Consider the following 21751-nt stretch of genomic DNA (forward strand, 5'->3'; position numbering starts at 1 on the left):
CTCGCGCACGTCCGCGCGTTGGCCCAGCGCCGCTTCGACTTCGCCCAGCTCGATGCGGAAGCCGCGCACCTTCACCTGCGAGTCCAGACGGCTCAGGAAGACCACGGCCCCATCCGGCGACTGCTTCACCTGATCGCCGGTGCGGTACAGCCTGGCCCCCGGCCGGGCGCTGAACGGGTGCGGCACGAACTTCTCCGCCGTCAGCGCCGGCCTGCCCAGGTAGCCCAGCGCCAGACCGTCGCCACCGATGTACAGCTCGCCCGGAACGCCGACGGGCACGGGCTGCCACCGCGAATCCAGGACGTACAGCTCCGTGTTGGACAGGGCCTTTCCAATGGGCACGGTGAGCGCGTCCGAGGCAACCTCCGTCACCTCGTGCCACGTGGCGAACGTGGTGCTCTCCGTCGGCCCGTAGACGTGCATCAGCTTGCGTGGAGCTCCCTGTGTGAGCGCCGTGCGCATCGCTCCCGGATCCACCGCCTCACCGCCCACGTGGAGCTGGCGCACCGTCTTGAACGTGTCAGCCGAATACGCCACCAGTTGGTTGAAGAGCGCGGTGGTGACGAAGAGCACGCTGATGCGCTCGGCACGCAGGAACGCCGCGAACGCCGCGGGCGACAGCGCCACGTCCCGCGTCATGCCCACCAGCCGGCCGCCGTGCAGCAGCACGCCCCACACCTCGAAGGTCGCCGCGTCGAACGACGCGTTCGACACCTGCGCGATGCGGTCCTCCGCCGTCAGCTGGATGAAGTTCGTCTCCACCAACAGGCGCACCACCGCTCGGTGCGGCACCCACACGCCCTTGGGCGTTCCCGTGCTGCCCGACGTGTAGATGACATACGCCGGGTCCTCCGCTTCCCCGCCGCTCTCTGGCGCGTGCGTCGGCTCCGCGTCCAGCGAGCCGTCATCCAGGACCACCGTCCGTGCCGCGCCCGCTGGCAGCGTGGCCATCAGGGACGTCTGCGTCACCGACACCTCGACGCCCGCGTCCTGCACCATGAAGGCAAGGCGCTCCACCGGGTAGCTCGCGTCCAACGGCACGTACGCGGCCCCGGCCTTCAGGATGCCCAGCATCCCCTCCACCATCCCCACGCCCCGCTCCACGCACAAACCCACCCGTGAGCCCCGCCCCACGCCCAGCTTCATCAGCCGGTGCGCGAGCTGGTTCGCCCGCGTCTCTACCTGACGGTACGTCCGCTGTTCCCCCGCGAAGTCCAGCGCCACCGCATCCGGTGTCCGCCCCACCTGCGCAGTCACCAGCGTGTGGACGCACTGCTCCCTTGGGTACGCCGTGCGCGTCGCGTTCCACGCCACCACCTGCCGCTGGCGCTCCTGCGCCGTCAGCAGCTCCAGCCGCCCCACCTTCGCGTCCGGGTTCGCGGTGATGGCCGTCAGCAGCACCTCCAGGTGCCCCGCCATCCGCTCCACCGTCGCCGCGTCGAACAGGTCGGTGTTGTACTCAATCGATCCGGAGAACCCTGCCGGCGTGTCCGACAGCGACAGCGTCAGCTCGTATTTGGCCGTGCGGTCATCCGGGGGAATGGGACGCAGGGCGAGTCCGGGCAGCCGCTGTTCTGACAACACGTCCTGCTGGAGCGCGAACATCACCTGGAACAACGGTGAACGGCGCAGGTCCCGCTCCGGGCTCAGTGCGTCCACCAGCTTCTCGAACGGCACCTCCTGATGCGAGAAGGCGCCGAGCGTCGTCTCGCGCACCTGCGTCAGCACGTCGCGGAAGGTGGGCTCGCCGTCGAACCGCGTCCGCAGCACCAGCGTGTTGACGAAGAAGCCGATCAGCCCTTCCAGCTCCGTGCGATCGCGCCCTGCGACGGGCGTGCCCACGCTGATGTCGTCCTGCCCGCTGTAGCGCGACAGGAGCACCTGCCATGCGGCCAGCAGCAGCATGAACGACGTCACGCCCTCGCTCCGCCCCAGGCTCCGCAGCGAGTCGGACAGCGCGGCGGGCAACGCGAGGGGCAGGCGTGCGCCCCGGAAGGACTGGACCGCCGGGCGGGGCCGGTCGGTCATCAGCTCCAGCGCGGGCGGTGCGCCTTCCAACTGCCGCGTCCACCACCGCAGCTGCGTCTCCAGCGCGTCCCCCTGCAACCAGCCCCGCTGCCATGCCGCGTAGTCCGCGTACTGGACCGGCAGCGCTGGCAGGGAGGGCGTCTGGGCCGCACGGAAGGACGCGTAGAGCGCGGTCAGTTCGCGCACCAGGACGCCCATGGACCAGCCGTCGGAGACGATGTGGTGCATCGTCAGCAGCAGTTCGTGCTGCTGCTCCGAGAGCCTCACCAGCGTCGTCCGCAGAAGGGGGCCTCGCGCGAGGTCGAACGGGCGACGGGCTTCCTCGCCCGCGATCCGCCGGGCCTCCACCTCTCGCTCCGCTTCGGGCAGCGCGGACAGGTCCAGGTGCGCGAGGGGCAGCTCTACCTCCGGCGACACGAGCTGGGCGGGGTGACCGTCCTCCGCGCGGATGAGGGTCCGCAGCGTTTCGTGACGACGGATGAGTTGCTGGAGGCCTCGCTCCAGCGCGGACACGTCCAGCGTGCCCTCCAGCCGGACTGCGGCGGGGATGTTGTAGGAGGCGCTTCCGGGCTCGAACTGATCGATGAACCACAGGCGCTGCTGCGCGAAGGACAGCGGCGCCGCGCCTTCCCAGTGCCTGGCGACCAGCGGCGGCCGACCCTCCGACGTTTCGCCACGCCGGGCATCGTCGATCCGCGTGGCCATCCGCGCGACGGTGGGCGCTTCGAAGAGGGCCCGCAGCGGCAGCTCCACGCCGAAGGCGGTGCGGATGCGCGAGATGGCCTGCGTCGCCAGCAGCGAGTGGCCACCCAGCTCGAAGAAGTTGTCCTGCGTCCCCACCCGCCCGATGCCCAGCACCTGCGCCCAAGCGCCCGCCAGCACCTCCTCCGTCGGGGTCCTCGGCGCCACGTACGTGCCCGAGACCTCCACCCCCGCCTCTTGCGGCTCCGGCAGCGCCTTGCGAGCCACCTTGCCGTTGGCGGTGAGCGGCAGCGCCGGCAGGACCACGAAGGCCGACGGCACCATGTACTCCGGCACCGCGTCCTTCAGCGCCGAGCGCACGCTCGCGATGTCCAGGCCCTCGCCCACCACGTACGCCACCAGCCGCTTGTTCCCGGCGCCTTCGCCGCGCGCCACAACCACGCCCTCGCGCACGCCTTCGCAGCGGCCCAGCGCGGCCTCCACTTCCGCCAGCTCCACGCGGAAGCCCCGCACCTTCACCTGCGTGTCGCCTCGACCCAGGAACTCCAGCACGCCGTCCGCGCGCCACCGCGCGAGGTCGCCCGTGCGGTACATGCGGCTGCCCGCCCGTCCGAACGGGTTGGGCAGGAAGACCTCCGCCGTCAGTTCCGGTCGGCCCAGGTAGCCACGCGCGAGGCCGTCACCGGCCGCGTACAGCTCTCCCGCCACGCCCGCTGGCACCGGCTGCCACTGCCCGTCCAGCACGTACACCTGCGTGTCACCAATGGGGCGGCCGATGGGCACCGTCGTGCCCACGTCCTCCACCGCCTCCATGCGGTGGCTGCTCGTGAAGAGCGTGCCTTCCGTCGGCCCGTAGCAGGCCGTCACCGTCACGCCCAACACCTCCAGCGCGCGCTTCACGTGCGGCGCCGACACCACGTCGCCACCTGTCAGGAGCTGCTTCACCCCTCGCAACCCTTCCAGGTTGCCCTCCACCATCTGCGTGAAGAGGCCCGCCGTCAGGTGCAGCACCGTGACGCCATGGCGCTTCAGCACGCCTTCCATCTCCTTCACGTCACCCACTGGCACCGGCGGATAGACCACCAGCCGCGCCCCGTTGAGCAACGGACCCCACACCTCCAGCGTCGATGCGTCGAAGGACACCGGCGCCACGAGCAGGAACGTGTCGTCCTCGCCCAGTCGCGCGTAGTTGGCGTCCAGCACCGTGCGCAGCACGCTCGAATGTTCCGTGCACACGCCCTTCGGCGTGCCCGTGCTGCCCGACGTGAAGTCCACGTACGCGAGGTTTCCGCCCCCCACGCCACTGTCCGGCGTGTGCGTCGGTTGGAGGGACAGGGCTTCGCCCATCTCATCCACGCGCACGACGTCCAGGCCTTCCAGCGGCAGCCGCTCACCCAGCACGCGCGTGGTCACCAGCACTCGCGGGCCCGCTGCCGCGAGCATGAAGGCCAGTCGTTCGCGCGGGTAGTCCGCTTCCAGCGGCACGTACGCACCGCCTGCCTTGAGGATGCCCAGCAGCGCCACCACCAGCTCCACGCCGCGCTCCAGGCACAGCGCCACCCGCGACTCCGCCCTCACCCCTCGCGCACGCAGCAGGTGCGCGAGCTGATTGGCCCTCGCGTCCAGTTGCGCGTACGTCAGCTTCGCGTCCGCCGTCTCCAGCGCCACCGCGTCCGGGCGCCGCGCCACCTGCGCCGAGAAGATGTCTCCGATGCTTGCCTCGCGGGGATACCCGGAGGCGGTCTGGTTCCAATCCACCAGGAGGCGCTGCTTCTCCTCGGCGGACAGCATGCCCACCTCCCACACCCGTCCCGACTCCTCCGCCGCCGCCAGTCCCTCCACGGCCCGCTGCCACTGCCCCAGCAGCCGCTCGATGCCTTCCGCGTCGAAGCGCGGCATGTCGTACGCCAGCTTCAGCATCAGCTCACGACCCGGAATGACCGAGGCCGTCAGCGGATAGTTGCTGCGCTCGACGCCCCGCACGTCGCGAACGCCGAGCGGATTGCCCTGCGCCGCGAGCGACACGTCCAGGGGGTAGTTCTCGAAGACGAAGAGGCTCTGGAACAGCGGCGTCCCGCGCGGCACCTGGCTGAAGCCCTGCACCCGCACCAGCGAGTCATGCTCGTACGGACGGGACTCCGTGGAGCGGGCCTGCAGGTGTCGCAGCCACGAGGTCACGGAGGCGTCGGCCGACACGCGCATGCGCACCGGCACGGTGTTGATGAAGAGGCCGGCGGCGTCCTCCGCCCCTGGCAGCTCCGTGGGCCGTCCCGACACCGTGACGCCGAAGACGACGTCCTCGTCGCCACCATGGCGCGACAACACCAGCGCCCACGCCGCCTGCACCAACGTGTTCAGCGTGAGCTGCTGGCGCCGGGCGAAGGACTGGAGCGCGGCGGTGGACCGTGCCGACAGGTGGAGCGAACGCTCGCCATGCCCTTCCGGCACGGGCGTGGAGGTTCCGGATTGCGTGTCGCGCGGAAGCAGGGTCGGGGCGTGGATGCCCTCAAGCTCCGTCCGCCAGAACGCCTCCGACCGGGCCGCGTCCTGCCGCAGTAGCCACGCGACGTAGTCCCGGTAGTCGATACCCGAGGGCCCCTTCGGAAGCACCCGACCCTGGACCCGCGCCTGATAGAGCGCGAAGACCTGCTTGAGCAGCAGGGCCATGCTCCAGCCGTCGATGACGGTGTGATGGAAGCTCCAGATGAACCGGTGGACGTTCGTGTCCAGCCGCACCAGCGCGATGCGCAGCAACGGACCTTCCGCGAGGTCGAAGCCCCGGGCCCGGTCCTCCTCCAGGAAGGTCTCCAGTTGCTGTCGCTGCGCCTCTTCCGTCTGGCCGCGCCAGTCGAGTTCCCGCCACGGCAACACCACCTGCCGGCGCACCACCTGCAACGGCGCCTCCAGCCCTTCCCAGAGGAACGTCGTGCGCAGCACCGCGTGCCGCGCCACCAGCTCGTCCCACGTGCGCCGCAGCGCCTGCGTATCCAGGGGCGCGTGGAAGGCCCAGGAGAGCTGCTCGAAGTACACGCCCGACTTCGGCGCCAGCAGCGCGTGGAAGAGCATGCCCTGCTGCATCGGCGACAGCGGGTAGATGTCCTCGAAGCCCTCCACCTTCGCCTGCACCTGCGCAAGCGTCCGCGCGTCCAGCTTCGCCAACGGGAAGTCCGACGGCGTGTACCTCGCCGCGTCCTCCGTCCGACGGCCCGCCACCAGCGTCCGCAGCGCTTCCGTGTACGCCCGCGCCAGCCCCTCCACCGTCGCACGCGTGTGCAGCGCTTCGCTGTACGTCCACGTCACTTCCAGCCGGCCCCCCACCACCAGCCCATTCACCTCCAGCACGTGCCCGCGCTGCCCGCCCTCTCCCATCGCAGGGCCCGACGATTCCTTCGCCAGACTGAAGCCTCCAGCCCCCGTCGCCAGCGCGTCGAACTGCCCCAGGTAGTTGAAGGCCACCTCCGCCCTCGGGGCCTCCTTCAGCTTCGCCACCACCGCGGCGGGGCCCTGGTAGCGCAGCAGGCCGTAGCCCACGCCCTTGCCCGGCACCTGCCGCAGCGTGTCCCTCACCGCTCGCAGTGCGTCGCCTGACGTGCCTGCTTCCGGCACCTCCAGCACCACCGGGTACAGCGACGTGAACCACCCCACCGTCCGCGTCACATCCGCGTCCGCGAAGAGCTCCTCGCGGCCGTGGCCCTCCACGTCCACCCGCACCCGCCCCTGCCCCGTCCACCGCGTCAGCACGCTCGCAAGGGCCGACACCAGCACTTCGTTCACCGTCGCCCGGTATGCACCAGGGACTTCCTGCAACAGCGCCCGCGTCTCTTCCGCCTCCAACCCCTCCACCACTCCACGCGCGGACGCCACGCTGTTCTCGCCCGCCGTGTCCACCGGCAGCGCGGGCACTTCACTCGCCTGCGCAAGCCACCACGCCGCTTCCTTCTCCAGCTCCGGCCCGCGCGCGTACGCCTCCAGCTTGCGCGCCCACGACTGGAAGGACGTCGTCTTCGCTGGCAGCTCCACCGCGCGACCTTCACGCCGCTGCGCGTACGCCGTACCCAGGTCCTCCAGCAGCACGCGCCACGACACGCCGTCCACCACCAGGTGGTGCACCACCAGCAGCAGCCGCGACGTCCGGCCCGCTCCGCGCTCCATCAGCAGCGCGCGCAGCAACAGGCCCTCTCGCAGATCGATGCTCGACTGGGTCCGCGCCACCGCCTCCGCGAGCGCCCGGTCCTGATCCGCCTCGGACAACGCGGACACGTCCACCTGCTCCAACACCAGCGCCTTCTCCAGGCCGGCGTTGTGCTGCGTCCAACCGGAGTCGCCGCGCACGTAGCGCATCCGCAGCGCGTCGTGGTGCGCCACCAGCGCCCGCAGCGCCTCCTCCAGCCGCTCCGCCTCCACCCCTTCCTTCGCCTCCAGCAGCACCGCCTGGTTGAAGTGGTGCGCCTGCGGCAATTCCTTCTCGAAGAACCATCGCTGGATCGGCGTCAGCGACACCTCTCCTTCCACCAACCCCTGCTCGCCCACCGTCCCGCGGACCGACTCCACCACCTTCGCCAACTGCTCCACCGTCGGGTGCTGGAACAACTGCTTCGGCGTGACCTTCAGCCCTGCCTGCCCCGCCTTCGCCACCACCTGGATGCTCAGGATGGAGTCCCCGCCCAGCGCGAAGAAATTCTCGCGCACCCCTACCCGCTCCACGCCCAGCACCCGCGCCCACACTCCCGCCAGTGTCTCCTCGGTCTGAGTCCTCGGAGCCTCATAGGACTCGCTGGCCTCCGTGCCCGCCTCTGGCGCGGGCAGGGCCTTGCGGTCCACCTTGCCGTTCGATGACAGGGGCAGCGCGTCCAGCAGCACGAAGGCAGCAGGCACCATGTACTCTGGCAGCCTTGCCTTCAGCTCCGCGCGCAGTCCTTCCACCGAGACCCGCGCGTCCGACTGCCCCACGACGTACGCCACCAGCCGCTTGATGCCCGGCGCGTCCTCGCGCACCACCACCACGCTCTCGCGCACGCCCTCGCACTGGCCCAGCGCCGACTCGACTTCGCCCAGCTCGATGCGGAAGCCACGCACCTTCACCTGGAAGTCCAGGCGGCCCAGGTACTCGATGCTCCCGTCGGCCAGGATGCGGGCCTGATCTCCCGTGCGGTACAGCCGCGTCCCCGCGGGCCCGTGCGGATCGGGCACGAAGCGCTCCGCCGTCAGCGACGGACGCCCCAGGTAGCCGCGGCCCACCTGCACACCGCCGATGTACAGCTCACCCGCGAGCCCCACCGGCACCGGCTCCAGGGCCTCGTCCAGGATGAGGATCCGCGTGTTCGCCACCGGCCGCCCGATGGGCACGCTGCGCCGTCCGTCGTCGCGCTCGCAGGCCCAGAAGGTCACGTCCACCGCGGCCTCGGTGGGGCCGTAGAGGTTGTGCAGCGGCACGCCCAGCCGCTCCAGGCAGCGGTCCTTCAGCTCCAGCGGCAGCGCTTCACCACTGCACACCACCCGCCGGAGCGCCGTGCACCGCTCCAGCCCCGGCTCCTCCAGGAACACCTGGAGCATCGACGGCACGAAGTGCAGCGTCGTGACGCCCTCGCGCGCCATCACGTCCACCAGATAGGCGGCGTCCTGATGGCCTCCGGGCCGCGCGACCAGCAGCCTGGCTCCGGTCATCAGCGGCCAGAAGAACTCCCACACCGACACGTCGAAGCTGAAGGGCGTCTTCTGCAACACGACGTCCCGGGGCTCCAACCCGTAGGCCTCCTGCATCCAGAGCAGCCGGTTGCAGATGCCCGCGTGGGTGTTCATCGCGCCCTTCGGGCGACCCGTGCTGCCCGACGTGTAGATGACGTACGCCAGATGCTCCGGCCCGACACCCGACACCACCGGCTCCGGGGACGACCGCTCTACCTGGGACCAATCCGAGTCCAGGCACACCACGGGCGTGCTCCCCACGGAGAGGGCGTCCACCAGATGCCGCTGCGTGAGCAGCACCGCCACCGCCGAGTCCTCCACCTGATACGTCAGGCGATCCGCCGGAGCCGACGGATCGATGGGCACGTACGCGCCACCGGCCTTGAGCACGCCCAGGAGCGCGACCACCATCTCCAGCGAGCGCTCCGCGCAGACGCCCACGCGCACCTCGGGCCCCACGCCGCGCTCCCGCAGGTGATGCGCGAGCTGATTGGCCCGGGCATCCAGCTCCCGGTACGTGAGCCGCAGGCCCTCGAAGTCCACCGCCACCGCGTCCGGCGTGCGCGCGACCTGGGCCTCCACCAGCCCGTGCAGCGTGGCGTCGGTCGGGTAGTCGCGGTGCGTGGCGTTCCAGTCCACCAGCAGCAGGTGGCGCTCCGCGACCGACATCAGCGGCAGCGACTTCACCCGCGTCTCCGGGTGGGCCACCGCGGCCGTCAGGAGCACGTCCAGGTGCTCCGCCCACCGCGCCACCGTCGCCGCGTCGAAGAGGTCGGTGTTGTACTCCAGCGTGCCGGTGAAGCCGGAGGCCGCGTCGGTGAGCGACAGCTTCAGGTCGAACTGCGCGCCCGCGCCCTCCTCCTCCAGCATCCGCAGCGACAGCCCGGGCAAGCGCAGCTCCGGCAGCGGATCCTCCTGGAGCGCCAGCATCACCTGGAACAGCGGCGACCGGCTCAGGTCGCGCTGGGGCTGCAACGCGTCCACCAGCTTCTCGAACGGCACCGCCTGATGCGCGTACGCGCCCAGCGTCGTCTCACGCACCTGCTGGAGCAGGTCCCGGAACGACGGGTTTTCCCCCAGCCGCGCCCGCAGCACGAGCGTGTTCACGAACAGGCCGATGAGCCCGTCCAGCTCCGCGCGGTCCCGCCCCGCGACCGGCGAGCCCACGAGCACGTCGTCCTGCCCCGCGTGGCGCGCCATCAACACCTGCCACGCCGCCAGCAGCACCATGAAGGGCGTCACGCCCTCGCGCCGGGCCAGCGCGCGCACGGCGTCCGTCAGGCCGGGCGACAGGTGCACCGGAAGGGTCGCCCCCGCGGCCGTCTGGACCACCGGACGCGGCCGGTCCGTCGGCAGCGCGAGCACGTGCGGCGCGCCTTCAAGCTTCGAGCGCCACCACGAGAGCTGCGCCTCCAGGGTCTCACCCTGGAGCCACGCCCGCTGCCACGCCGCATGGTCCGCGGGCTGGAGCGACAGCGGAGGCAGCGGCGACGCGTGCCCGGATACGAAGGCTTCGTAGAGCGCGGCCACGTCCCGCACCATCACCAGCATGGAGCCGCCGTCGGAGACGACGTGGTGCATGGTGAGCAGCAGCACGTGCCGCGTGGGCGCGCACTTCAGGAGCGTGAGGCGCAAGAGCGGCCCACGCGCCAGGTCGAACGGACGCCGCGCCTCCTCCGCCATCAGCCGCCGCACCTCCGCGCCCGCGTCTTCCAGCGCGGACAAGTCCTTGCCCACGAGCGGCATGCGCGAAGGCGCGGCCACCACCTGGAACGGCTGGCCTTCCGGCGCCACCAGCGTCGTGCGCAGCGATTCGTGCCGCTGCACCAACGCCTCGAACGCGCGCTCCAATGCGGCCACATCCAGCGCGCCGTCCAGCTCCACGGCCACGGGGATGTGGTACGCGGGATTGCCCGGCTCCAACTGTTCCAAGAACCACAGGCGCTGCTGCGCGAAGGACGCCACGAGCGCACCGTCGCGGGAGACGGCGCTCAGCGCGGGCCCCAGCACCCCGGCCTGCCCCAGAAGAAGGGCGTCGATGCGCGCCGCCAGCGCGCCCAGCGTGGACGCGTCGAACAGCTCGCGCACGGGGAGCTCGACCTGGAAGGCGGCGCGGACCGCGGACGACAGCCGCGTGGCCAGCAGCGAGTGGCCTCCGAGCGCGAAGAAGTCGTCGCGCAGCCCCACCGACTCCACGCGCAGCAACTGGCTCCACAGCCCCGCGAGCAGCACTTCCGTGGGCGTGCCCGGGGCGACGAAGCCGCGCTCCGCGCGCGGGGCCTCCGGTGCCGGCAACGCGGCGCGGTCCACCTTTCCGTTGGGCGTGAGCGGCAGCGCGGCCAGCACCATCACGGACGACGGCACCATCGACTCCGGCAGCAGACGCCGCGCGTGCTCCCGGAGCGAGGCCTCCGCCAGCGTCTGGCCCGGCTTCGCGACCACGTAGGCCACCAGCCGCGCGTCGCCCGGCACGTCCTCGCGCGCGACGACCACCGAGGCCGCGACGCCCGCGTGCCGCGCGAGGACGGACTCCACCTCGCCCGGTTCGATGCGGAAGCCCCGCACCTTCACCTGGTGATCCACGCGGCCCAGGAACTCCAGCGTGCCGTCCGTCCGCCACCGCGCGCGGTCGCCCGTGCGGTACAGCCGAGAGCCCGGTGCCCCGCCGAACGCATCCGGCACGAAGCGCTCCGCCGTCAGGTCCGGACGCCCCAGGTAGCCGCGCACCACACCGTCGCCCCCGATGAAAAGCTCACCGGGTACTCCCATCGGCACCGGCCGCAGGTGCGCGTCCAACAGGTGCAGGCCTGTGTTCGCCAGCGGCCGTCCCAACGACACCGTGCCGGAGCGCTCCGCCTCCACGCGATGCGTCGAGGACCACACCGTTGTCTCGGTGGGTCCGTACATATTGAGTAATACTGGAACCCGTGCCCGCAGGCGTGCCGCGAGCACGCCCGGAAGGGCTTCACCGCCCACCAGCATCTGCCCCAGCACGCCGAGCGCCTCCAGCGCACGGGGTTCCTCCACGAGCGCGCGCGCATACGACGGCGTGCATTGCAGGTGCGTGGCGGCGTGACGCTCCAGCGCCTGGGCGAGCGCGACAGGCTCCAGCCCCACCGGCGCGAGCACCACCTGGAAGCCGCGCGTCCACGTCCAGAGCAGCTCCAGCACGGAGATGTCGAACGAGATGCTCGTCACCGCGAGCCAGGTGCCCGAACGCGGCGACACGTGCGCGTCCATCGCGCGGAAGAAGTTCATCACCGTCCGGTGCGGCACCAGCACGCCCTTGGGGCGCCCCGTCGAACCGGACGTGTAGAGCACGTACGCGAGCGTCCCCGAGTCCGTCTCCCGAGGGGCTGCGTCCGGGAAGTCTCCGGCCGGCGACACACCCGCGTCCGAAGCCACGTCCAACACCAGCCGCTGACCCTCCGGCACGGGGAGCACGCCGTCCAGATGGCGCGGCCCCACCAGCACCCGCGCACCCGAGTCCTGCCACATGGACGCAAGCCGCTCCGCCGGGTACCCGGGATCCAACGGCAGGTAGGCCGCGCCCGCCTCCAGGATGCCGAGCAGTCCCACCGCCAGCTCCACCGAGCGGTCCACGCACAGGCCCACCACCGACTCCGGGCCCACGCCGCGCGCGCGAAGCTCCCGCGCCACGGCACGCGCCCGCTGTCGCAGTTCGCGGTACGTCAGCCGGGTGTCCCCGACGATGAGCGCCACCGCGTCCGGCGTGCGGAGCACCTGCACCGCGAACAGCGACGCGACAGTGGCCTCCGCCGGGAAGTCGGTGACGGGCCCCTGCGCCAGCGCCGACAGGTGCTTCGCCTCCGCCGCATCCAGGAGCGGCAACGCATCCACGCGGCGCGACGGATCCGCGACCGCGACCTGGAGCAGCACGCGCAGGTGTCCGGCCAGCCGGGTCACGGTGTCCGCGTCGAACAGGTCGCTGGCGTACTCCAGCCAGCCCTCCAGGCCCCGCGCGGACTCGGCCAGCGACAGCGTCAGGTCGAACATCGCCGTGCCGGTGTGGACCTCCAGCAGGCGCGACTGGAGGCCGGGCAGCACCGGCGCCCCCACCTGCGCGCCCTGCAGGATGAACATCACCTGGAACAGCGGCGTGTGGCCCCGGTCGCGCGCGGGCTGGAGCGCTTCCACCAGCTTCTCGAAGGGCACGTCCTGGTGCGCGTATGCCCCCAGCGCCGTCTCCCGCACCCGGCCCAGCAACTGCTGGAACGTGGGCGCGCCGGACAGCCGGGTGCGCATCACCAGCGTGTTGACGAAGAAGCCCACCAGCCCCTGGAACTCCGCGCGGCCGCGCCCCGCGATGGCCGTGCCCACGCTGACGTCGTCCTGCCCCGCGTGGCGCGCGAGGACGGCCTGGAAGCCCGCGAGCAGCACCATGAAGGGCGTCACCCCTTCGCGCACCGCCAGCGTCTTCACCGCGTCCGTCAGCGCCTTGTCCAACACCACCGGCAGGCGCTCACCGCGAACCTCCCGGACGACGGAGCGCGGCCGGTCCGTGGGCAGCTCCAGGAGCCGGGGTGCCCCCGTGAGCTGCTGCTTCCAGTACTTCAGCCGCGCGTCCAGCACCTCCCCGTCCAGCCCCTCCCGCTGCCAGTCCGCGAAGTCGGCGTAGCGCAGCGGCAGCGCGGGCAGGGGCGACGGCCGGCCCTCGCGTCGCGCCGCGTACAGCGCGGACAGCTCGCGCACGAGCACCGCCATCGACGCGCCATCCGACACCGCATGGTGCATCACCAGCACCAGCACGTGCGTGCTTGGATCCAGCGTCAGCAGCGTGGCGCGCACCAACGGGCCTCGCGCCAGGTCGAACGGACGGCGGGCTTCTTCCTGGGCCCGCAATGCCGCCGCCGACTCCCCTTCCGACACCGACAGGGACTCGAACGACACGCGCTCCAGCGGCAGCGCCGCATGCGGGGCGATGACCTGGAGCGGACGGCCGTCCTCCGCGCGGAACGTGGTCCGCAGCGCTTCATGCCGCTCGGCGAGCGCCGTGAGGCTCTCCTCCAGCGCGACCACGTCGAGCGCCCCTTCCAGCCGCACCGCCGCCGGCAGGTTGTAGGCCACGTCGCCCGGCGCGTACTGATCCAGGAACCACAGCCGCGCCTGGGAGAAGGACACCTCCCGGTCGCCCGTCACGTCCCGCCGACGCGGCGCGGTCCGTCCCGGACCCTGCGCTTCCCGGAGCGCGACAAGCTGCCGCGCCAGGGTCGCGATGCTCGGTCCCTGGAGCATCATCTCCATGGGCACCGTCAGGCCCGTGCCGGTCGCCACCGCGTCCGCCAGCTCCACCGCCGCCAGCGAATCCAGCCCGTAGCGCGTCACCGGCGCCTGGAGGTCCAGCTCCTCGCGCCGCACTCGCAGGTGCCGCGCCACCACGTCGCGCAGCCACGCCTCCAGCGCCTCCGCCGTTTCTGCGCCCGCCTTCGTCACCGGCGCCGAGGCCGGCGCGGTGCTCGCGCCCGACGAGGACCCGGAGCCTGTCGAACCGGGGCCAGGGCCAGAGCCCGGACCGGAGCCGGAGGGCGGCTCGGGCGGCGGCTCCTTCCACGCCATCACCTCCTGCAGCGTCCCGGTGAGGAACGCGGCGCGGCACGCATGCCGCTGCACCTTGCCACTGGACGTCTTGGGCAGGCTCCCCGGTTCGATGAGGACCACCGCGTACGCCTGCACCTCGTGCAGCTCCGAAAGCCGCTGCCGGATGACGCCGATCGCCGCGTCCGCCGCCTCGAACTGCTGGCGCAGACCGCCCAGCTTGCGCACGTCGATCTCCTGCACGACGACCGCGCGCTCCTCGCCCCCCACGTCCACCGAGAACACCGCGCCGCCCCCGGGCCGCAGCGCCGGGTGGCCCACCTCCACCGTCGCCTCCATGTCCTGGGGGTAGTGGTTGCGGCCGCGCAGGATGATCAGGTCCTTGCGCCGGCCGGTGACGTACAGCTCGCCGTCGGGCCGCAGGAAGCCCAGGTCGCCCGTGCGCAGGTACGGCGGGGAATCCTCATGGGCGATGCGCGCCTGGAACGTCTCGTGGCTGGAATCCTCACGGCCCCAATAGCCCGTGGCCACGCTCGGGCCGGACACCCAGATTTCGCCCACCCGCCCGGGCTCACGCCGCTCTCGCGTCTCCGGATCCACGATGGCGATGCGCTGATCCAGGATCGTCTGCCCACAGCTCACCAGCGTCCGGGCCCCCGCGTCGTCCGCGCGGGCCTCCTCCGCGCGGTGCTGCTCCAGCGCGCTGGCCGACAAGGTCATCGACAGCGGCGGCGCCGACTTCTGGCCTCCGGAGGCGATGAGCGTCCCTTCCGCCAGCCCGTAGCAGGGGTAGAACGCCTCGCGCTTGAAGCCGCTGGGGCCGAACGCTTCCATGAAGCGATCCAGCGTCTCCGGGCGGATGGGCTCCGCTCCGGTGAAGGCGACCTCCCAGCGGCTCAAGTCCAGCGCCTGCCGCTGTTCGGGCGTGCTCTTCCTCACGCACAGGTCGAAGGCGAAGTTGGGTCCTCCGCTGACGGTGCCCCCGTAGCGGCTCACCGCCTCCATCCACGCCATGGGCCGCTTGAGGAAGCTCAAGGGCGACATCAGCACCGCGGGGTAGTTCCCGAACAGCGGCTGCATGATGCCGCCGATGAGCCCCATGTCGTGGTACGGCGGCAGCCAGATGACGGCCACGCTGTCGTTGCGCGTCTCGAAGGCGTGGTGGATGAGCCCCAGGTTGTGGAGCAGGTTCCCGTGCGTGAGCATCACCCCCTTGGGGGTGCCCGTGGAGCCGGACGTGTACTGGAGGAACGCCAGCGAGTCGGACTTCAGCTCCGGCGCCTTCCAGGAGCCCGCCGCGTCCGCGGGCAGCGCGTCCGTCGCCAGCCACTTCACGCCCCGCAGCTCCGGGGCCTGCTCGAACAGGAACTCCGCCATCGACAGCACGAACGACGTCGTCAACACCACCGTCGCGCGCGCATCCTGGATGATGGCCCGGAGCCTGGGCAGCGTGCGCTCCAGCCGCGACGGATCCGGCGGATACGCGGGCACCGCCACCGCCCCAGCGGCCAGGCACCCGAAGAACCCCGCCACGTAGTCCAGCCCGGGCGGATACAGCAGCACCACCCGCTCCCCGGCCCCACCGTGCTCCTGCAACAAGGCGCCAATCGCCCGGGCCCGCTCGCGCAACCCCGCGAACGTCAGCACCGTCTCCTCACCCTCCTCCACGAAGGTGTAGAGCCGCCTCTCCTCCCCCTGCCGGGCCCTCTCATCAATGAGGTCCAGCAAGGTCGCGAAGGCCGGCCTGTGGCTCGCCAAAAGCATGATGGACTTCCTCTGGGTGATTGGCGGTGCTGGACCTGAACCGGGGGGGCACGGTCCGACCCACGCACAATGCGTCGAATTGTATCCGCAAAAAAACTCGGCGAGAAATGCGATGCCGGTGCTTCTTGATTTTCTCTAGGAACCTGTCTGCGAACTCAGAGACAACCCCGCGTTCCCCGGAAATGGATGATAGAAATCCCCCGCGTGAAACAGGAAAACAGAGAAGTCGTTGAGCCTGGCGGGCGGTTACCGCCTTGAAGTCACCGAGGGAATCATCAACATTGGCGGGACGCGAGCGCCTCCGGAGGAAGCCGGGTGCCTGCTCCCCCTCACTGGCAGCAACATCCCATCCGCTCCGGGTCAGGAAGTCCCTGGGCGGCACCCGCGAGACCTCTTCATGCTCGAGCGTCCCATGTACCTGAAGCCTGATGTCGCCATCGAGCCACTGTTCAACCAGTGGTACGTCTGGTGGTACCTGCTGTCGCCCGCGACGGCGCCGCTGTTCGTCTCCCGCCTGCACCTGAAGCTGATGCAGTCGTTCGTGGCGAACCCGGACGTGCACGTGGCCGCGCTCCAGAACCCGGCGCTGATGGGCGGCCCCTTCATCAACCACCCCGTGTCGCGCGTGGGGGACGTGAAGGCGCTGTTGGATCGCACCACGAAGGACCACGCGGACTTCCTGGCCTACACCAAGGCCCTGGCGGACCTGGAGCAGCTGCTCGCCAGCTCCAAGGGTGAGTCGCTGGAGCCGCTCTACGCGAAGGTGCCGGACATGCTCCGGGGCTACGTGGAGCTCACGTACGACCTGGCCCACCGGGCCAACGCCCGCATCATGGAGCCGCTGCTCTACCGCAGCAGCCTCTACAAGGAATCGTCGCAGAGCGTGTCGCTGATGCGCGTCACGGGAGATGCGCGCAAGTACGTCTTCAGCACGCCCCGGCTCGAAGGGGACACGCCGCTGTGGCTCCAGGTGCCCTTCCGGCACGAGGGCCTGGACGCCCTCTTCCGCATGCGCCACACGCCGGGCAACCCCGGGCAGGTGGCGGAGATGCTGGGCGTGCCGTCCTCCGCGGCGGACGCGTTCGCGGACCTCTTCACGGAAGTGGCGCCCCGCAAGCCGGAGCCCTACACCGGCCCGGGCGTGCGCGTGCGCTACTTCGGCCACGCGTGCGTGCTGATGGAGACGCGCGAGGTGTCCGTCCTCACCGACCCCGTCATCAGCTACGAGTTCCCCACCGAGCAGCCGCGCTTCACCCACGCGGACCTGCCGGAGAAGATTGACTACGTCCTCATCACCCACGGCCACGCCGACCACCTGATGATGGAGACGCTCATCCAGTTGCGTCACCGCATCGGGACCATCGTCGTGCCCCGCTCCAACGCGTTCTCGCTGGCGGATCCGTCGCTGCGCCTGATGCTGGAGAAGACGGGCTTCCGCAACGTCATCGAAATCGATGATCTGCAGGAGATCCGCATCCCCGGCGGGTCGCTGATGGGCATCCCCTTCATCGGCGAGCACAGCGACCTGTCCGTGCAGGCGAAGACGGCGCACCTGGTGAAACTGGGCGGCCGCGCGATGCTGATGGCCGCGGACTCCAACGCGCTGGAGCCCCGGATGTACGAACACCTCCAGGAGCTGGTGGGCCCGCTGGACGCGCTCTACCTGGGCATGGAGTGCGAGGGCGGCCCGATGAGCTGGATGTACGGCCCGCTGCTCAGCAATCCGCTGCCGCGCAAGATGGACCAGTCGCGCCGGCTCAACGGCTCCGACTCCGCGCGCGCCACGGAGATCCTCAACCACCTGAAGCCGCGCGAATCCTTCGTCTACGCCATGGGCCAGGAGCCCTGGCTGCGCCACGTCATGGTGCTCCAGTACGACGAGACGGCGCCCCAGATGATCGAATCCAACAAGTTCCTGGAGGTCTGCCGCGGCCGGAACATCCCCGCCGAGCGGCCCTTCCTGCGCATGGAGCGGATCCTCGAGTAGCACCGGGAGTCAGCCGGGAGGGGGCAGCCCGCGAAAAACCGCCGCCCCCTTCCGACGGCTCGCGTCCGTCAGGCCTCGCGGCCCTGGAGCTTGCGCAGGCCCGCGAGCAGCGCCTCGCCGTCCGGCGTGCCCAGGCCGGTGCAGGCGTTCCACACGGCCCCCTCGCTGGCGAAGTACGCGCCATTGCCGCCCTGGGTGATGCGGTTGACGACGCGCTCCCCCTGGCCGACCAGCGCGTACAGGCGGGGGTTGAGGAAGCCCACGCGCGTCCCCAGCCCTTCGTTGATGAGGGTGAGGAGCGCGGCCCACATCGGTGAGGCGGCGCTGGTGCCCGCGGCGACACCGCGCTGCCCCTTGAAGACGATCTGATAGCCGGTGTGCAGGTCGGCGTTGGCCGCCACGTCGGGCACGCCTCGCCCCGGCGTCCTCGACACCATCTTGAACACTCCGCTCTGCCAGGAGGTGTGCACCTGCACGGGCACGTTCATTCCGCTCTGGTACGCAGGCAGCGCGTTCATCGTGCTCACCCCGCCGCTGCTCGCGCCGGCCGACACCGTGAAGCCCAGGGCGCCCATGGACATGGCTTCCCCCAGGCGGTTCCACACCTGCTCGTGGACGATGCGGTCCCCGTCGGACTGGAGGGTCGTGCCGCCGCAGCCCAGCACCAGCGCGCTCGCGGCGGGATAGCTGGGGGCGGCCACGGTGATGGCGTCCGTGGGTGAACCGCCCTGCACGGGCACCTGCGAGCCCAGGTCCCCGGAGGCCGCGCACACGGTGATGCCCAGGAGCGCCGCTTCCTTGAAGAGCCGCTCGAAGGGTGCCTCCTCTTCCGGCTGGATGAGGGAGCCTTCGTAGAAGGACCAGCTGCTGGTCAGCACCGACGGCCGGTTCGTCCGGTCGCTGATCGCCATGGCGAAGACGCGATGGTAGTCGTCCAGCGAGTAGTCCTTGGAGCCCGCGTTGTAGACGACGACGCGCGCCTGGGGACACACCGCGGACACCAGCTCCACGTCCAGGGTGACCTCCGCGTTGGCGCTGACGCCCGCGCCAGGCGTGTTGGGCCCCACGTTCACCGGCGCCTCGCGCGTCACGCCCATCCAGGAGAGGTAGTCGGTGAGGTCCGAGGTCCGGTAGCCGCCCGTCAGTTCGATGATGCCCACGCACTGGCCCGCGCCCTGCGTCGGGGGATAGCGGTAGAGGCGCGCCACCTGCGCTGCCGGATACGAGCGCAGCCCGGACTGCGCCGGCTGCTCCACGGGGACGGGCAGGGACGCCGAGCTGTGGGTGACCCGGGGGCGCGTGTCCAGGCCGAACACCCACTCCACCACGCCGCGCAGGGAGCGCGGCAGCACCAGGCGCTTCGTGTGGAACAGGAACGACAGCTTGCCCTGCTGGTAGTGCTTGAGGTCCACACCGAAGGCCTTGCGGATCGCGGCGGGCGAGCCTTCCAGGCGCACGAAGCCCCGGTCGCGCTGCACGGAGAGCACACGCAGGCGGAAGGCCTTCGCGAAGCGCTCCACGGCGGCCAGGTCCTTCTTCGCCGTGCCGTACTTCGCCTCGAACTCCTCATGGGTGAGCGGACGGCTCGGGGGCACCGCGCACAACTGCTCCACCGTCGGCAGGGGCACGCCAGGGCGCAGCAGCAGCGTGACCTTCACGGGGCCCTCGAGGGCACGGACCCGGAGGGGAAGGGGCAAGGGGAAGGGAGACGCTCGCTCGCGCTGCGCCGGGGGAGGACGGGCCATGCGCGATTTTCTACCACGCACCTCTCCACGCCCCCCGCGGGTCGTATCCACCGCCACGCGTGACAGGTAGGCTCGCGTGCCCGCCCATGAACCGAGTCCTCCGCCTCAAGCCCCACCTGCGCGCCGAGGCGCTCGATGCGCGGCGCGTCTTCCTCGTCGGGGAGCGCGCCCAGTTCCTGCTGGAGGGCGTGGCGCACGCGAGCGTCGTGCCCCTGCTGGACGGCGAGCGCACCGTGGCCCAGGTCGTCGCCGCGCTGGAGGGCCAGGTCTCCGCGCCGGAGGTGCTCTACGTGCTGTCGCTCCTGGAGGAGCGTGGACACGTGGAGGAGGCGGAGGACGTGTTCGACGCGGAGGTCGCCGGCTTCTGGGAGTCGCTGGGCATCGACGCGGCGCACGCGGCCCGACGGCTGCTGGACACACCCGTCGCCGTGCGCGCCGTCGCGGGTGAGGACGCCGAGCGGCTGGTGGACGCCCTGCGCGACACCGGCCTGGACGTGCGCGAGGACGCGGCCCGCCACGTCCTGCTGGTGGACGACTACCTGTCACCTGAGGCGCTCGCACTCGCGCGAGCGGCCCGGAGCGCCGGGGCCGCGTTCCTTCCCGTGAAGGTCGTGGGCACCGCCTGCCATGCGGGCCCGGTGTTCGCCCCCGGAGATGGCGCGTGCTGGACGTGCCTCACCTCGCGACTGCGCGGCAACCGCCCCATCGAGCAGTACCTCGCGCGACGGAGCGCGGGGACACGACCCGCTCGGACCGGACTGCCGACGACGGCGCAGGCGGGGCTGTCCTTCGCGGCGACGCTGGTGGCGCGCTGGGTGGTGGAGGCAGACACGCAGGAGGCGCGGCACACGCGGCTGTGGACGCTCGACTTCGCCACCTGGAAGCTGGACTCGCACGCGGTGACGCGGCGTCCCCAGTGCCCGGACTGCGGCGACCCCACCTGGATGGCGACGCGTGCCCATCAGCCCCTGGAGCTGGCCTCGCGCCCCAAGCGCTTCACCGACGATGGCGGGCACCGCGTCCTCACTCCCGAGGAGACCTGGGAGCGCCACCGCCACCTCGTGAGCCCGGTGACGGGCGTGGTGAGCGACCTGCGCGCGGTGCCGGGGGACGCGCCGCTGGGCCACATCCAGTCCGCCCTCTTCCGCGTGTGTCCCTGGACGGACGCGCCGGCCTCCGACGACTTCCACCGCGTGGCCAGCGGCAAGGGCCGCACCGAGGCCCAGGCCCGCGCGGGCGCGCTGGGCGAGGCCCTGGAGCGCTACAGCGCCGTGTTCCAGGGCGACGAGCCCCGCGTCCACGCCACCGCTTCGTCCCTGGGAACGCAGGCCGTGCTCCCGGACGTACTCCAGCACTTCAGCGCCGCGCAGTTCGCGAAGCGGCCCGACGGAGCAACACCCCACCGCGACGCGCGCACCGCGGTGCCCCGGCCCTACGCGGATCAACCGATGGACTGGAGCCCCGCGTGGTCGCTCACGCACGGCGCGCGCCGGTACGTGCCCACGTCGTTCGCGTACCTCTTCGCGCCCACGCCCGCGCAGGGCCCCTTCTGCTTCTTCAACTCCAACGGGAACGCGGCCGGCAACTGCGTGGAGGAGGCCATCCTCCAGGGGTTCCTGGAGCTGGTGGAGCGCGATGCGGTGGCGCTCTGGTGGTACAACCGCCTGCGCCGTCCGCGGGTGGAGCTGCAAAGCTTCGACGAGCCCTGGTTCACGTCGGTGGAGGCGCACTACCGGACGCTGGGGCTGCGGCTGTGGGTGCTCGACCTCACGCAGGATCTGGGCATCCCGGTGTTCGCCGCGCTCGCGTGGTCCCCGGAGCGCGGGCGGGCCTGGGCCGGGTGCGGCTGTCACTTCGACGCGAAGCTCGCCGTGCAGCGCGCGCTCACGGAAGTGGCCCAGTGCTACGACCCGAAGGACACGTCCGCGTCGCCCTGGGACATGGGCGCGCACGCGGACCCCACGTGGCTCTTCCCCGACGAAGCGGCCCCGGTGCGCGTCCGCTCCGACTTCCCACGCGTGTGGCATGACGACCTGCGTGAGGACGTGACGGAGTGCGTCGCGCGTGCGGCACGCGCGGGCCTGGAGGTGTTGGTGGTGGACCAGGGGCGTCCGGATGTGGGCATGTCGGCGGTGAAGGTCATCGTGCCGGGCCTGCGACACTTCTGGCCCCGCCTGGGCCCCGGCCGGCTGTATGACGTGCCGGTGCGGATGGGCTGGTTGTCCGCGCCACTGACCGAAGCGCAGCTCAACCCCGTGCCCTTCTACTTCTGAGCGCTCCCCCG

The 21751-nt window shown here is 71.3% G+C and carries 4 protein-coding genes (1 of these 4 running past the window's edge); 2 read left to right on the forward strand and 2 right to left on the reverse strand.

The window, feature by feature from the left end; all coding sequences use genetic code 11:
- Window positions 1-15735: the 5' portion of a non-ribosomal peptide synthase/polyketide synthase gene (locus tag OV208_RS40265; RefSeq protein ID WP_267579291.1), read on the reverse strand. The gene continues 8319 nt to the left of window position 1, outside the view; 15735 of the gene's 24054 nt are visible here — the first part of the coding sequence; it begins with the start codon at window positions 15733-15735; the stop codon falls past the left edge of the window.
- 397 nt (window positions 15736-16132) lie between these two features.
- On the opposite strand from OV208_RS40265, the gene OV208_RS40270 reads away from it, so the two are divergent.
- Entirely contained in the window at window positions 16133-17722 is a 1590-nt protein-coding gene (locus tag OV208_RS40270; protein WP_267579292.1) for an MBL fold metallo-hydrolase, read from the forward strand.
- Between the two features lie 68 nt (window positions 17723-17790).
- Here OV208_RS40270 and OV208_RS40275 read toward each other — a convergent pair whose 3' ends face one another.
- Complete coding sequence (locus OV208_RS40275; RefSeq protein WP_267579293.1) at window positions 17791-19380, reverse strand: S53 family peptidase; 1590 nt, start codon at window positions 19378-19380, stop codon at window positions 17791-17793.
- A gap of 173 nt (window positions 19381-19553) precedes the next feature.
- Between OV208_RS40275 and OV208_RS40280 the strand changes: the two genes are divergently transcribed.
- Window positions 19554-21740: a TOMM precursor leader peptide-binding protein gene (locus tag OV208_RS40280; protein ID WP_267579294.1), complete on the forward strand. Its 2187-nt coding sequence runs from the start codon at window positions 19554-19556 to the stop codon at window positions 21738-21740.
- Window positions 21741-21751: the final 11 nt, after the last annotated feature.

Source organism: Corallococcus sp. bb12-1 (assembly GCF_026626765.1).
Lineage (GTDB): Bacteria > Myxococcota > Myxococcia > Myxococcales > Myxococcaceae > Corallococcus > Corallococcus terminator.

Excerpts from the sequence above, each read along its gene's own strand:
- OV208_RS40270 (WP_267579292.1), top strand. The coding sequence starts at position 16,133 with ATGCTCGAGCGTCCCATGTACCTGAAGCCTGATGTCGCCATCGAGCCA.
- OV208_RS40280 (WP_267579294.1), top strand. The coding sequence starts at position 19,554 with ATGAACCGAGTCCTCCGCCTCAAGCCCCACCTGCGCGCCGAGGCGCTC.